The organism is Nocardia sp. CDC159, assembly GCF_023740735.1.
In the GTDB taxonomy this organism is placed as follows: domain Bacteria; phylum Actinomycetota; class Actinomycetes; order Mycobacteriales; family Mycobacteriaceae; genus Nocardia; species Nocardia pulmonis.
On the sequence record NZ_JAMRXH010000004.1, the window covers coordinates 137,732 to 151,605 of the forward strand.

Genomic DNA, 13,874 nt, shown 5'->3' on the forward strand with positions numbered 1-13,874 from the left:
GGGGACGAAATGGACGACAAGTGAGCGACGGGACAATCGTGGCCGAACAAACCGCGGCCGGTGATGCGGGGCCCGCCGGTGACGTGACCGGTGTACCCGCAGACGAGGCACCGGCTCCGCAGGCGCAGCCCAGCGGTAAGTCTTCGCGTGCCGGTCGCAACCTACCCGCGGCCCTGGCCGTGGGGTTCGCCCTGGGGTTGTCGCTCATCGCGATCCTGCTGTTCGCGCCGAAGATCCTCATCGGCGTGATCGCGGTCGCCATCGCGGTCGCCACCTGGGAGGTCGCCAAGCGGTTACGCGAGGCCGATGTGCTGGTGCCGCGCATTCCCCTGATCGTGGGCGGGCAGGCGATCATCTGGCTGTCCTGGCCCTACGGGGCGCTGGGCGTGGTGGGCGCGTTCGGCACCACCGCGCTGCTGTGCATGATGTGGCGGCTGTTCGACCACGGTCTCGGCGGGCAGCCGCGAAACTTCCTGCGCGACACCGCTATCACGGTGTTCGTGCTGGCCTGGGTCCCGCTGCTGGCCGCGTTCGCCGCGCTGCTGTTGCTCGAGGACAACAAGGGCAATCTGCGGGTGCTGACGTTCATGATCCTGGTCGTCTGCTCGGACGTCGGCGGCTATGTGGCGGGGGTGCTGTTCGGCAAGCATCCGATGGTTCCGGCGATCAGCCCGAAGAAGTCGTGGGAGGGGTTCGCCGGATCCCTGGTGTTCTGCGTGATCGGTGGCCTGCTCACGGTGACGCTGCTGCTGCAGGCCAATTCGATGATCGGCGTGCTCGTCGGTGTCGCCGTCGTGCTCGTGGCGACCTGTGGGGACCTGATCGAATCCCAGGTCAAGCGCGAGCTCGGCATCAAGGACATGGGCACGCTGCTGCCCGGCCACGGCGGCATCATGGACCGCCTGGACTCGATGCTGCCCTCGGCGCTCGTGTCCTGGCTGGTGTTCACCGCCCTGCTGTAGTCAGTTCCGCTTGGCGGCCCGGCGCAGCTGCAGGATGCGCCCGCCGCCGACCAGGGCCATCACCAGTGCGCCCGCGATCACCGACAGCAGGATGGTGACGCCCAGCGGCTGGGTGAAGTCCCAGAAGAACAGGTGCGTCTGAACCTGATTGGAGTTCTGCAGGATGAAGATCAGCAGGACGATGCCGAGGATCGCGGCCGCCACCAGGGCGGTCCAGGTGTAGCCGGTGCGGGTGCGCAGGGATCGGCTGTGTTTGGTGGGTGCCGTCGTTGTCTGCGCCGGTGTGGTCGGTGTGGTCGGGGCGGGCGTACCGGCCGGGGGCGTCGGGGTGGTGGGCGCGGCCGGGTCGGCGCGCGAGACCGGATCCGGGCCGGGGGATGAGACTGCGTCGCTGGTCATGTCTCGATCATTCCCGATAGCTATGGTCGGTACACGTCTATCGCCGCATCGATCGGGGGCATGTCGCGCGATGTGACCGGGATATCGCGGCCTCGCGGCAGGACGGCGCGCGGCGGATGGGACACTGGAGGGGTTATGACTGCCTCCCTGCCGCTCGTCTTCGATGCTCCGCGCCGTGGCATGCCGCCGCGGCATCTCGCCGACCTCGACGCGGACGAGCGGCGCAAGGTGATCGAGGAACTGGGCCTGCCCAAGTTCCGCGCCGATCAGATCGCCCGGCAGTACTACGCCCGCCTGCAGGCCGATCCGGAGCAGATGACCGACCTGCCCGCGCCGATGCGGGCCAAGGTGGCCGAGGCGCTCTTTCCGCCGCTGCTCACCGAGGTGCGCCACGTGGTGTGCGACGACGGCACCACCCGCAAGACGCTGTGGCGGGCGGGCGACGGCACCCTGCTCGAGAGCGTGCTCATGCGCTATCCCGACCGCAACACCCTGTGCATCTCGAGCCAGGCGGGCTGCGGCATGGCCTGCCCGTTCTGCGCCACCGGTCAGGGCGGCCTGAACCGCAACCTGTCCACCGCCGAGATCGTCGACCAGGTCCGCGCCGCGGCCGCCGCGCTGCGCGACGGCGAGGTCGCCGGTGGACCCGGCCGCCTGTCCAACATCGTCTTCATGGGCATGGGCGAGCCCCTGGCCAACTACAAGCGCGTGGTCGCCGCCGTCCGCCGCATCACCTCGCCCGCCCCCGACGGCCTGGGCATCTCCCAGCGCAACGTCGTCGTCTCCACCGTCGGCCTGGCCCCCGCCATCCGCAAACTCGCCGACGAGGGCCTGTCGGTCACCCTGGCCGTCTCCCTGCACACCCCCGACGACGAACTCCGCGACACCCTGGTCCCGGTCAACAACCGCTGGCCGGTCGCCGAGGTCCTCGACGCCGCCCGCTACTACGCCGACAAGACCGGCCGCCGCGTCTCCGTCGAATACGCCCTGATCCGCGACATCAACGACCACCCCTGGCGCGCGGACATGCTGGGCGCGAAGCTACACCAGGCTTTGGGCCCCCGAGTCCACGTCAACCTCATCCCCTTGAACCCCACTCCCGGCAGCAAGTGGGACGCCTCCCCGAAACCTGTTGAGCGGGAATTCGTTCGGCGGGTGGAGGCTCAGGGAGTGCCGTGCACGGTGCGGGATACGCGTGGTCAGGAGATCGCGGCGGCCTGCGGGCAGCTGGCGGCGGAGGGGTAGCCACCGGCTCGGGCAACCGGTCGGGCGATCGCCGAACGCATCCCATGGCCGTGAGGTCTCACTCGACCCGCACCGTCTTCAGCGACTCGCCGGATACGTAGCGGCGCATGGCCGCCACCGCGTTGTCGAGGTTGTCCATATCGGTCGTGACCCGTTCGGGCTGGAAGGAATCGCCGGCCATGAGGTCCAGAACGGCTGGGATCAGGGGGCGGATCGACGGCATGCCGATGTGCAGGGAGATGTCGCGGAGGTACATCGGGGCGGCCGGGATTCGGCTGGTGTGGTGCAGGGTTCCGATGCTCGTGCAGACGCCGCCGGGGACCTCGGAGATGTCCAGCGCCTTGGCGGTCAGGCCCGCGTAGAAGGGCATGCCGACGCTGTGCGGCGGACGACGACGCAGGCCGCCCAGGATGAGCACGCGGGCCTCACCGCCGCGTGCGAGCACCTGCGCGGCATGTGGCGCGATCTTCCAGTAGCCGGCCCCGCGAGCCGCGACCATCAAGGTGCTCGGCCGCAGCCGATTTCACCCTTCCAGCCAGAACGCCGTCCGCTCCCGCCACAGGTGGACCAGCCTCTCGTCTCCGGTGATTTCGACGCGATGGGGTCGGTTGTAGACGAACAGGAGCAGGTCGGTGATCGCTCCGGTGACCGAGGCGGCGGCGGTGGCTCGGCCGCGTCGCCAGGTGGGTTCGGGGCCGGTCAGGTCCACCAGCCAACCGTGGCCGTCGGGGACATGGAAGGCCAGCGTGCGGCCGGGGCCGAGCAGCGGAGGATCCGGTAGATAAGCCTCGGGGGAGCGGGCGTTGTCGAGCCATTCCTCGAAGCAGTCGGCCGCGACGTCGGCGGTCAGCTCGAACGGGCGGTGCAGGGTCTCGGCGGCGTCGGCGCGATGTAGGGCGGTTTCGTGCAGGGCGTGGCGGACCCAGAATTCGGTGCTGCCCGGTCCGGCGGGGGTCCATACGCGGAGTCCGGGTCCGGCGTCGTGCAGTGCGTGCAGCAGTCGGTCCGCGCCCTCGCGTACCCAGGCGATCGCGGCGGTCGGATCGAGCTCGTAGACCGACAGATCGTTGACCAGATCGTCGTCCACGGGATCGGAAGATCGTTTCGCCACAACGGTTTCCACCCAGCGATGCACCCCGCCGACATGCCGCAACAATTGCCCGAGATTCCAGCCGGGGCACGACGGCACCGCGGCGGTCAGGTCGGCCTCGGCCACCGTCGCCGCCAACAGCTCCGTCTGCGCGCCGATCTCGGTGCGGCCGCGATCGAAGTCCAGTACTGCCATGACCTTCAAACTAGTGCTCCGAAATGGTTTCGGCCCAGCGAGATTCGCCCGGCTTAGAGTCTCGGGGGCGAAGCCGCAAGTGTGATCATGCGCACTGGTGCGACCCCTATTCGCGACTGTGAAACCCCTCGGCACAACGGATCCCGCCCCGCTCTCCGGGCTCGGCTGGGTACCCTGGGCGCGTCTGCGGATCCTTTGTCCACCAATGGATTACAGGAGTTTCGCCATGTCTCCATTAGCGCGCCTGTTCACGGTCGTGCTCGGCGCGACGCTCGCGGCAGGACTGTCCACCGCGACCGGCTCGGCCGCCGAAACCGAACAGCGAGAGGTGTTCTCGCCGGACGGTACCATCACCCGGGTCGACGTGCCCGTGCAGCGAGAGGCCCCGGCGCCGCGCTCGGCGGTGCGGGCCGACGTCGTGCCGATTCAACAGACCGGGCCCTCCAGCGAGCGGTTCGATCTGGTGTTCGTCGGTGACGGGTACACCTCGTCCCAGCTGGGCACCTACAAAGAGCATGTGGTCAACCGCTGGAACGAGCTGACCCAGGTCGAGCCGTTCAAGTCCTACAAGCAGCGCTTCAACGTCTGGGCCGTCAACGTGGTGTCGCGGCAGTCGGGCGTGGACCACGATCCACGCGGCACCCTGCGCGACACCGCGCTGGATATGACGTTCTGGTGCGGTGGTACCGAGCGCCTGCTGTGTGTCAACGAGACCAAGGCCTTCCAGTACGCCCGCCTCGCTCCCGAGGTCGACCAGGTGGTCGCGCTGGCCAACACCACCAAGTACGGCGGTGCGGGCGGCCGGGTCGCGACCTCCTCGGGCGGGAACGCCCAGGCCGGGCAGATCGTCGTGCACGAACTCGGACATTCCGTGGGCGGTCTGGCCGACGAGTACGACTACCCCAACGACCGTTACACCGGCCGCGAGCCCAGCGAGGTCAACGCCTCGAAGTACACCAGCGCGCAGATGCGCCAGAACAAGGCCAAGTGGTACCAGTACCTCGGCAAGCAGTCGCCCGACGGCGGCGTGGTCGGCACCTACGAGGGCGCCGTCTACCACAAGCGCGGCGTGTACCGGCCCACGGAGAATTCGCTGATGCGGTCGCTGGGACGTGAGTTCAACCTGATCGGGCTGGACGCGATGAAGGCCGCGATCGAACGCAAGAGCCGTCCGGCCACCGAGGGCGATTCGGTACATTCGCACAGTGGTCGATGACGAACTGCGTTTGGCTGATCTGACGCTGCCCGAGACGAATGCCGCTCGGGCGGCGTGGGTCGTGGCGGGGGAGTACTGCTCGCCCGCCCTACTGAATCATTCGGTGCGCTCCTACGTCTGGGCGGTCGCGCTGGCGCGCGCGGAGCGGATCGAATTCGACGCCGAACTGCTGTATGTGGCGGCGGTGCTGCACGATATCGGCCTGGTCGTCGAATTCGACAGCCACACACTGCCATTCGAGGAGGCGGGCGGGCATGTGGCGGGCGTGTTCGCCGCCGGGGCGGGCTGGTCGGTGCAGCGGCGGCGGCGGTTGCTGGAGATCATCGTGCGGCATATGTGGAGCGAGGTCGACCCGGCCGCCGATCCCGAGGGGTATTTGTTGGAGGCGTCCACGGGTGTCGACATCTCCGGGCGCGGGGTGGACCGCATCGGTGCCGGGCTGCGCGCGGAGGTGCTGGCGCGCTGGCCGCGGCTGGATCTGGCGCAGGAGTTCATCGGGCGCTTCGACGAGCAGGCGCGGCGCAAGCCCGGATGTGCCGCCGCCGCGGCCGTCCGGGGCGGCATCGCCGAACGGATTCGGCGCAATCCGCTCGACGAACCGGAGAATTTCGCGCGAATCGGGCGATAAGGGCCCCGCCCTTCCACTGCGGGGCAATCGGATTCGATGCGCGATTCGCGCGTGAGACTGAGGTCACAGTCCTACGATCGACGCATGACGGACCCGTTGAGCGGATCGATGATGATCGAGGGACGGGTGTCGCGCAGGGCGTCGGGCGAATTGCGGATCGAGTTCCGAAGCGGCCCAGGCGATCCGATCGCCGTGGCGGAACGGGAGGAATCGGTCGCGACCGGGCGTCGATTCCCGATTTCGTTGGGGCGCACGAAGTCTCGCGGTGACACCCACGTCCTGACCTACAGCGACGGATATCGGGTGCGGATCGAATCGAGCCGCGACGAGCCGACGGTGCTGAAGACCGCGACCGGTACGCGGGTCGGCCTCATCCTCGTCACCGACACCGCGACCGCCATCTCGATCACCGCGGGCACCATCTGCCACTTCGTGCCGCACCCCGAGGAGCCGCGCACCGGCGATGTCTTCCGGCTGCTGATCCTGGATGTCTTCGGCGCGGAGCTGGGTCGGCTGAGCCTGATTCGGAGCCCGGAGGGCTGGGGTCGGCGCGGCGACGAGCTGGCCGACAATCATCTGTGGTGGGACCGCGCCGGCGATACGCTGCCCGTCCCGATCCTGGGCACCCGGCTGGCGGTCGGACGTCGCCTGGATCGCGACGAGCGGGATGCCCTGTTGGCCGCGTGCGTCGACATCGCGCTGGGCCTGCGTCCCTACATCACCGAGCTGAAATGCCTCGACGGCTGAGCGGTGCAATACGCTGGCACGAATGAGTGGGTTTGCTCCCGATGCGCTGCGTGTCGGTTACGTGCCCGGCGTGATCGTGTCGAAATGGGAACGGGTCTGGGGTGAGCGATTCCCCGGCAGCCCGCTGGAACTGATCGGGGTGCCCCAGGCCGATCAGGAGACGGCCCTGCGTGCGGGCCGGGTCGACATGTGCTTCGTGCGGCTGCCCATCGAGCGCGAGGGCATGCACGCGATCCCGCTGTATCGCGAGGTCCCCGTCGTCGTGGTCCCCAAGGACCATCCCATCTCGCTGTTCGAGGAGGTCACCCGCGCGGATCTGGCCGACGAGCGCATCCAGGATGCCGACGACATCGACGCGCTGGCCGACACCGTGGCTCTGGTCGCCGCGGTCAGCGGCGCGGCCATCATGCCGCAATCCCTGGCCCGCCTGCACCATCGCCGTGATCTGACCTATCGACCCGTCACCGACGCGCCCGACACCGAGATCGCCCTGGCGTGGCTCATCGACAACACCACCGAGACGGTCGAGGAATTCATCGGCATCGTCCGCGGGCGCACCGCCCGTAGCTCCAGGTCCAGCCGGTCGGAAGCCGTTGAGCCGCAACGCAAGAGCAAGCGTCCGGTGGCCGGGGGGAAGAAGGGTCCGGCCAATCGGGCGAGGCCGCGCCGACGCAGGTGATCACGCTCGAAATAGGGTGGGACGACAAAAACGGGCGCCCGTGTGGGCGCCCGTTTCGAGATCTGCCGACTACCGCGGCTTGTTCTTCAGCCAGCTGTCGCGGATCAGCACTCCGGCCAGCAGGAGGGCGAAGCCGATCAGGAACAGGTAGCCGATGTTGCCGGTGCCCGAGGAGCTGCCCTGGGGGCCCTCGAACAGCATGGCCAGCAGGATCACTACGACAACCCAGCCGGCGGCGCGGAAGGTGCGGCGGGATTCACCGCTCCAACCCCACGCGGCGGACGGAACCTCGGCGGGGTCGACCTTGGTGACGACACCGGCGCTCTTGGTGGGTTCCAGTTCCGTGGCGGCCACGTTCGCTCCCATCGGTTCGTTCAGGTACGTGCTGTCGCCAATATCGTGGCATACGACCGCCCGTCGTAGCCAGCCGACCCGCTCGCCGCGCGGCCCGCGCATGTCCGCGACAATATGGGGGTGTCCGACATCGTGAGAGTCCTGCTGCTGGGCAGCACCGGTTCCATTGGCACGCAGGCGCTGGAGGTGATCGCGGCCGATCCGGATCGGTTCCAGGTCGTGGGCCTGGCCGCCCGCGGCGGCAATACGGACCTGCTGGCCGAGCAGATGCGGGTCACCGGCACCACCAACGTCGCCGTCGCCGATCCGGCCGCCGCCGCGAAACTCGGTGTGGAGCTTGCCGGTCCGGACGCGGCGACCGAACTGGTCCGCCGCACCGAGGCCGATGTGGTGCTCAATGCGCTGGTCGGCTCGCTCGGCCTCGGACCGACCCTGGCCACGCTGGAGTCGGGCCGCCGCCTGGCTTTGGCGAACAAGGAATCGCTGGTGGCGGGCGGCTCGCTGGTCACTCGCGCGGCCGCGCCCGGCCAGATCGTCCCCGTCGACTCCGAACATTCGGCCATGGCCCAGTGCCTGCGCGGCGGCCGCGCGTCGGAGGTGGCCCGGCTGGTGCTGACCGCCTCGGGCGGCCCGTTCCGCGGTTGGACCACCGAGATGCTGGAGTCGGTCAGCCCGGACGAGGCCAAGGCGCATCCGACCTGGTCGATGGGCCAGATGAACACGCTGAACTCGGCGACCCTGGTGAACAAGGGTCTGGAGCTGATCGAGGCGCACATGCTGTTCGGCATCGGCTACGACGACATCGATGTGAGCGTGCACCCGCAGTCGATCGTGCATTCGATGGTCACCTTCACCGACGGCTCCACCATCGCCCAGGCCAGCCCGCCGGATATGAAGCTGCCGATCGCGCTCGCCCTGGGCTGGCCCGATCGCGTCCCCGGCGTCCTCGCCCCGATCGACTTCGGCCAGGCGTTCACCTGGGAGTTCGCCCCGGTCGACAACGAGGTCTTCCCGGCGGTCGAACTGGCCCGGCAGGCCGGGAAGGCGGGCGGCTGCGTGACCGCGGTCTACAACGCCGCCAACGAGATCGCCGTCCAGGCGTTCCTCGACGGCCACCTCCGCTTCCCCGATATCGTGCGCACCGTGGCACGCGTGGTCGAGTCGGCCGACCGTTGGAGCGCCGAACCCGCTACCTTGGACGAGGTGCTCGCGGCGGACGCGTGGGCGCGGGAGCGTGCGCGCACGCACGTGGGTAACTGACGCAGGAGGATTCGAGACCGCATGAGCTTCGCCATCGGATTCGTGCTGTTCGCCGTCTGCATCCTGCTGTCGGTCGCGCTGCACGAATGCGGACACATGTGGGCCGCCCAGGCGACCGGGATGAAGGTTCGCCGGTACTACATCGGCTTCGGGCCGACCCTGTTCTCCTTCCGCCGCGGCGAGACGGAGTACGGGCTCAAGGCCTTGCCGCTGGGCGGGTTCTGCGATATCGCGGGCATGACCGCGTTGGACGAGATCGATCCGCGGGATCTCGATCGCGCGATGTACCGGCAGGCCACCTGGAAACGTCTGGTGGTGATGTTCGGCGGGATCTTCATGAACTTCCTGATCGGCTTCCTCGCGGTCGTCACCATCGCCGTGGTCTGGGGTCTGCCCAGCCGGGAGCCGATACCGGCCACCGCGCTCGGCGACATGTCGTGCGTGGCGGCACAGACCCCGGATCGCAAGGTCCTGCCGTGTGAGGGCCTCGGCCCGGCCCAGCGCGCCGGACTGCAGCGCGGTGACGTCGTGACCGCGGTCAACGGCGTTCCGGTCGATACCTGGGAGAAGTTCGTCGCCGAGACCCGCAAGCACGACGGACCGGTCGCGTACACGATCAAACGCGGCGATCAGTCCCTCACCGTGGAGGTGTCGCCGGAGCGGGTGATGCGATACCCGAAGGACCAGCCCGGTGGTCAGATGACATCGATGATCGGTGTCGCCCCCGATGTTCCCGACACGATCCACTACAACGTGCTGACCGCGATCCCGGCCTCGGCTCTGTTCACCGTGGATACGATGAAGCAGGTCGCGCACTCGCTGGCCCAGATGCCAGCGAAGGTGTCGGCGCTGTGGCACGCGGTGACCGGCGGCGAGCGCGATCCGGAGACGCCGATGAGCGTGTACGGGGCCAGCCGGATCGGCGGCGAGTCCGTCGAGCGCGGCGCGTGGGTGATCTTCGTATCGTTGCTGGCCAGCCTGAATTTCTTCCTGGGCGCGTTCAATCTGCTGCCGTTGCTTCCGCTGGACGGCGGCCATATCGCGGTGGTGATCTACGAGAAGATCCGCAATCTCCTCCGCGGCCGCCGTGGCCTGCCGCCGGGCGCCCCGGTCGATTATCTGAAGCTACTGCCCGCCACCTACGTCGTCGTTGTGATAGGCGGTGCGTACATGCTGTTGACCCTGGCCGCCGATATCGTCAATCCGGTGCGGCTGTTCCAGTAGGTCGGCGGGCAGACGATCCTTTTCCGCTTCCGAAGGCCCTAGGGTCAGCGCCAGCGGTCGGCCCTCCTGGGATTCGCCGGTCGCGAAATGCCCGGCAGGGCGTGTCGACGCGATCGGGCGCATCGCGGCGATAGTGTGAGCTATCCGAAGGTCCTCCGGCAACGAAGGCTTCATCGGCGCGATCCTGTGCCGTTGTCGGACGCATCGCCACCGACACGGCCGAGGCGGTTGCGGTGGAGCTGTGGGTCCAGAAGGGGTGCCTGGAATCGTGATGGAAATACGGTATGACCGAGGTCGTTTTGCCTCCGCGTAAAACGGGCAGGAAACGTCGCTGGCCGTACGTTCTGACGGCCTGCGGTGTGACCGTGGTGTTGGTCGCCGCGACGGTCTGGTTCGTGATCCTGCGCAACCCCGGCTCGACATACGCGGAGCTGGACGCCACCGACAAGGCGATGTTCGACCAGCTGACGCGGCAGTACGAGGCGTTCGCGACGCAACCGGACAAGTTGTGGGACAACGACTATCGTTATGACAAGAAACCGCTGATACTGGTCCGTGCCCGGAAGGATCGCGGAATCGTCTGGCGCTACCTGTATCTGGTCAATGTCTCGGGAATCATCGATACCTCTGGCTACCGGAAAATCGACTTCCCGGGCAATGCCCACCTCCGCGACGTCCACGCCACCAAGACGCTGGGACCGTCCTCGCTCGCCTTGCTGTTCCCCGCGAACTTCACCTCCCTCGACCTGAACGGCACCGAGGTCCTCGCCTTCAAATATCACCCGGGCATGGTCGACCCTGACCGGGATCCGCTGATGAGTTTCCCGTATTTCTCCATGCACGAGGCTTTCCATTACTACAAGCAGGCGAACTGGACCTTCGACAGGAATGGCCGCAGCACCCACGTACAGGACTATCCGTACGACCCTGACCACATGTCTTTGTTGCGAACCGAATTCGCCCTGCTCGACCGCCTCGGCGCCGAGCCCGACCCGGCCGTCTTCACCACCATGGCCCGCGACCTCGCAGCGATCCGCGCCGCCCGCTATCACCGCTGGCCGCAGCTGGTCCCGCAGGACAACGCCGAGGCCATCGAAGGCTCCGCGCGATACCTGGAACGCCGCTACTCCGACCTGATCGGCGGCAAGGTCGGGCTCCTGACCAACAGGGACGGCGCGTCCACCACCTTCACCGCGGTACTGACCTGGATCGAGCAGAACCCCAGCCGAAACACGCTCCTCGAGCGAACCCTCGCCTACGAAACCGGCGCCCAACTCGGCTACATCCTGGACCGGCTCGAGCCGCGCTGGAAGAAACTGATGGACCCGGCCCCGATCGGCGAGCACCTGACCCAACACGACATTCTGAACCGCCACTTCGGCATCACCGCCCCGCCCGCCGACGACGAGCTGGTCCGCATCCAACAGTCCTATCGGTGAACTCGGCCGCCTGCCGCCGCGGGTATGCGGCCGCGTTCGACTCCGGGATTGATCAGTTTTGAAGAAGCCCGCCGCCCCACCCGCTTCATAGCATTGATGCAACGCCATCGAAGCAGGCAGGGAAGGGAAAGACAATGACCGCGAAGAAGCCCACCAAGGCCGCCGCCAAGAAGAACACCGCCTCCGTGGGCTTCTCCGAGGAGGAGCGCGCGGCGATGAAGGAGCACGCCGCGGAGCTGAAGGCCGCCGCGCGGCGCGGTGGCTCCAAGGCGAACTCGGAGCAGGATCTGCTCGCGAAGATCGCCGACCTGGACGAGCCCGACCGCACGATGGCCACCCGAATCCACGCCATCGTCAGGGAAAACGCCCCCGAGCTCACCGCGAAGACCTGGTACGGCATGCCCGCCTGGGCCCGCGACGGGAAGGTCGTCTGCTTCTTCCAGCCCGCCGCGAAGTTCAAATCGCGCTATGCGACTTTGGGTTTCAACGACATCGCGGCCCTCGACGACGGCGGCATGTGGCCCACCGCATACGCCCTCACGGAGCTGACCGCCGACCAGGAGAAGCTGATCGCCGAGCTCGTGCGCAAGGCGGTGGGCTGAGGCTCGCGTCGGCGCACCGCGACTTCGCCTGCGGTGCATGGAAATTCGCCGGAATTACGGCGCGTCGGGCCCGATTCTGCGCGGCTTGGCCTTGCGCCGGATACCGGCGGCCGGGGCATCGTCACCGGCTCGTCGTCGACGCAGTGCGGCGAGATCGATGACGCTCGCGTCCTGCTCTGCTGCGCTCGGGTCGCGCTGCGGGGCGACCGGCCACCCCTCGGTTTCGCCCTGCAGTTCCGATCGCATGACGGGCCTGGTTGCCGCGGGATCGAACAGGGAGTTGCTGCCCTCGGAGCGCCATGTTTTGCGGGGGTGCTCGCCGGGGTCGGGTGAGGTGCGTCGTGGACGGTTCGGCAGCCGGACGAGTTTCGACGCGCCGTCGCCCCGCTCCGGCACTTCCCGGTCCGACATCGCGCTAGCAGCCGACGAGTGCGAGGGCACCCGCCAGCATCATGATCGTCGGTTTCCCGAGCCGATCGCCGAACTTTTTTCTGATTGCATCGTGCACATTTGTATTCTGCCTCAGAATCGCCGCCCGCGGTTTCGTGCCTGTCCGCACCCAGCCGGGCCGCGGCCGGTGCCTGCTCCTCGCCATGGTGTGCGATGAGCCGGTACCGGGTCGCGGCCGCGGTGCGGGCCTGGAGCCCGGTGACGATCTTCCGCCGTGCGGTCAACCTCAACGAATGATCCGGCAACGCCGAATCGTGGGCCGCCTCAATTCCGCAGCAATGCCTGAAACATGCGGAACCCGCCGACGCGTCGCGAGATCCACGACTGGTCCTGCGGCGGGTGGACGTATTCGGCGTGGGCCTTCGCGATGCCGTCGTACCACGTCCGCAGGCGCAGCAGCGCTGCCTGGAAGGTGCCGTCGTCGAGTGCGTGCCCGATCGTTCCGTCGCTGAATCGTTCGGCCCGCGTGATCGCGGTCAGCACTCGGCAGGCGTCGGCCACCGGGGCAGCGGCCAGCTCTCGGCCGCCGCGATATCGCTGGAGACCGTCCCACTGCGTCCAATCGAATCCCACGATCGCGTCCACCTCGTACAGCGCGCGTTCGACGCGATTCACGGCCTCGCTGTAGACGGCGTAGGGCATGCACGTCGAGCCGTCGGCGTTCTGGGTGCGGATTTCCCACGGGCTGGGTTGTTCGGCGAGCAGATCGTCGGCGGCGGACCACAGTAGCTGCCAGCGCTCGGGTGGTGAGATGAGCAACTGCACCTTGATATCGGAATCGCTCGGCTCCATTCCGGGCACGATACCGCGCACGGCAGGCAAAATGTGCGGAGTGAGTCTCGATCTCGACATCCTGCGGTGGCTGTCCCAGCACCGCACCCCGGCGCTCACCACCGTGGCGAGATGGGCGATGGATATGGGGGCGGATGCCGCGGTCATCGCGGTGGCCGGGCTGGCGGGGTTGATCGTCGTGGTCGTGAAACGCTGGTGGTGGCAGGGGATCATGATCGCCGTGGCGGCTGCCGTGGCGGTGGTGACGGCCGGGGTGTTCAAGGTCCTGATCCAGCGGGCGCGGCCGTCGGGGGAGTTGGTTGTGGTTGAGGTGGGCGGGTTTTCGATGCCGTCGACCGTGGCCGCCATGACGGCCGCCGTCGTCGTCGCCACCTATCTGGCCCTGCCCTGGTCGGCGAAGGCCCGGGGCTGGGTCGCCGCCCCACTCGCGGTGATTGTCGGGCTGATCGGTCTTGCGATGGTCTACCTCGGGGCGCACTGGCCGACCGATGTCCTGGCCGGATGGGCCGTGGGAGCCGGTGCCGGTGCGGCGGTCGTGAGCTCGGCGCGCGTCGCCCTCCGCCTGGCGCGCTGAAAGCATTGGCGGAGAACC

General features: G+C 68.0%; 17 protein-coding genes. 11 read left to right on the forward strand and 6 right to left on the reverse strand.

Annotated elements, in window-relative coordinates; all coding sequences use genetic code 11:
- Nucleotides 1-38 precede the first annotated feature (38 nt).
- Nucleotides 39-962 carry a phosphatidate cytidylyltransferase gene (locus tag NDR87_RS10550; RefSeq protein WP_372494145.1) on the forward strand — a complete coding sequence of 308 codons (924 nt, stop codon included), beginning with the start codon at nt 39-41 and terminating at the stop codon, nt 960-962.
- On the opposite strand, the gene NDR87_RS10555 is transcribed toward NDR87_RS10550, so the two are convergent.
- A complete protein-coding gene (locus NDR87_RS10555; RefSeq protein ID WP_251910987.1) occupies nt 963-1,361 on the reverse strand; it encodes a lipopolysaccharide assembly LapA domain-containing protein in 399 nt (132 codons plus the stop codon). It abuts the gene before it with no gap.
- Nucleotides 1,362-1,496: 135 nt separating this feature from the next.
- Here NDR87_RS10555 and rlmN point away from each other — a divergent pair, with 135 nt between their 5' ends.
- Nucleotides 1,497-2,606, forward strand: a complete 1,110-nt coding sequence (gene rlmN / locus NDR87_RS10560) for a 23S rRNA (adenine(2503)-C(2))-methyltransferase RlmN (protein ID WP_251910989.1) — start codon at nt 1,497-1,499, stop codon at nt 2,604-2,606.
- A gap of 58 nt (nt 2,607-2,664) precedes the next feature.
- On the opposite strand, the gene NDR87_RS10565 is transcribed toward rlmN, so the two are convergent.
- Together NDR87_RS10565 and NDR87_RS10570 are read right to left on the reverse strand one after the other, a co-directional pair.
- Nucleotides 2,665-3,105, reverse strand: coding sequence for a hypothetical protein (locus NDR87_RS10565; protein WP_251910991.1), 441 nt, complete (start codon nt 3,103-3,105; stop codon nt 2,665-2,667).
- A gap of 24 nt (nt 3,106-3,129) precedes the next feature.
- Nucleotides 3,130-3,891, reverse strand: a complete 762-nt coding sequence (locus NDR87_RS10570) for a maleylpyruvate isomerase family mycothiol-dependent enzyme (RefSeq protein WP_251910993.1) — start codon at nt 3,889-3,891, stop codon at nt 3,130-3,132.
- A gap of 226 nt (nt 3,892-4,117) precedes the next feature.
- On the opposite strand from NDR87_RS10570, the gene NDR87_RS10575 reads away from it, so the two are divergent.
- From NDR87_RS10575 to NDR87_RS10590, 4 genes are all read left to right on the forward strand, one after another.
- Nucleotides 4,118-5,107, forward strand: coding sequence for a M64 family metallopeptidase (locus tag NDR87_RS10575; protein WP_251910995.1), 990 nt, complete (start codon nt 4,118-4,120; stop codon nt 5,105-5,107).
- A complete protein-coding gene (locus tag NDR87_RS10580; RefSeq protein WP_251910997.1) occupies nt 5,097-5,735 on the forward strand; it encodes an HD domain-containing protein in 639 nt (212 codons plus the stop codon). Before NDR87_RS10575 ends, NDR87_RS10580 begins: the two co-directional genes overlap by 11 nt.
- Nucleotides 5,736-5,819: 84 nt before the next feature.
- Complete coding sequence (locus NDR87_RS10585; RefSeq protein ID WP_251910999.1) at nt 5,820-6,482, forward strand: hypothetical protein; 663 nt, start codon at nt 5,820-5,822, stop codon at nt 6,480-6,482.
- 22 nt (nt 6,483-6,504) lie between these two features.
- The gene (locus NDR87_RS10590) at nt 6,505-7,161 is read left to right on the forward strand and encodes a LysR family substrate-binding domain-containing protein (protein WP_251911001.1); all 657 of its coding nucleotides are present in this window, start codon (nt 6,505-6,507) and stop codon (nt 7,159-7,161) included.
- 69 nt (nt 7,162-7,230) lie between these two features.
- On the opposite strand, the gene NDR87_RS10595 is transcribed toward NDR87_RS10590, so the two are convergent.
- Entirely contained in the window at nt 7,231-7,515 is a 285-nt protein-coding gene (locus NDR87_RS10595) for a DUF2631 domain-containing protein (protein WP_251911003.1), read from the reverse strand.
- Nucleotides 7,516-7,629: 114 nt separating this feature from the next.
- Here NDR87_RS10595 and dxr point away from each other — a divergent pair, with 114 nt between their 5' ends.
- The 4 genes from dxr (at nt 7,630) to NDR87_RS10615 (ending at nt 12,040) form a co-directional block, all read left to right on the forward strand.
- The gene (gene dxr, locus NDR87_RS10600) at nt 7,630-8,775 is read left to right on the forward strand and encodes a 1-deoxy-D-xylulose-5-phosphate reductoisomerase (protein ID WP_251911005.1); all 1,146 of its coding nucleotides are present in this window, start codon (nt 7,630-7,632) and stop codon (nt 8,773-8,775) included.
- Between the two features lie 21 nt (nt 8,776-8,796).
- Nucleotides 8,797-9,999: an RIP metalloprotease gene (locus NDR87_RS10605; protein ID WP_251911007.1), complete on the forward strand. Its 1,203-nt coding sequence runs from the start codon at nt 8,797-8,799 to the stop codon at nt 9,997-9,999.
- 284 nt (nt 10,000-10,283) lie between these two features.
- Nucleotides 10,284-11,438, forward strand: coding sequence for a hypothetical protein (locus tag NDR87_RS10610; protein ID WP_251911008.1), 1,155 nt, complete (start codon nt 10,284-10,286; stop codon nt 11,436-11,438).
- Nucleotides 11,439-11,572: 134 nt separating this feature from the next.
- Entirely contained in the window at nt 11,573-12,040 is a 468-nt protein-coding gene (locus NDR87_RS10615) for an iron chaperone (RefSeq protein ID WP_251911010.1), read from the forward strand.
- Between the two features lie 54 nt (nt 12,041-12,094).
- On the opposite strand, the gene NDR87_RS10620 is transcribed toward NDR87_RS10615, so the two are convergent.
- Both NDR87_RS10620 and NDR87_RS10625 read right to left on the reverse strand, forming a co-directional pair.
- On the reverse strand, nt 12,095-12,451 hold the full coding sequence (locus NDR87_RS10620) for a hypothetical protein (protein ID WP_251941112.1): 357 nt from the start codon (nt 12,449-12,451) through the stop codon (nt 12,095-12,097).
- Between the two features lie 303 nt (nt 12,452-12,754).
- Nucleotides 12,755-13,282, reverse strand: coding sequence for a DUF6508 domain-containing protein (locus tag NDR87_RS10625; protein ID WP_251911013.1), 528 nt, complete (start codon nt 13,280-13,282; stop codon nt 12,755-12,757).
- A gap of 40 nt (nt 13,283-13,322) precedes the next feature.
- Here NDR87_RS10625 and NDR87_RS10630 point away from each other — a divergent pair, with 40 nt between their 5' ends.
- On the forward strand, nt 13,323-13,856 hold the full coding sequence (locus NDR87_RS10630; protein ID WP_251911015.1) for a phosphatase PAP2 family protein: 534 nt from the start codon (nt 13,323-13,325) through the stop codon (nt 13,854-13,856).
- Nucleotides 13,857-13,874: the final 18 nt, after the last annotated feature.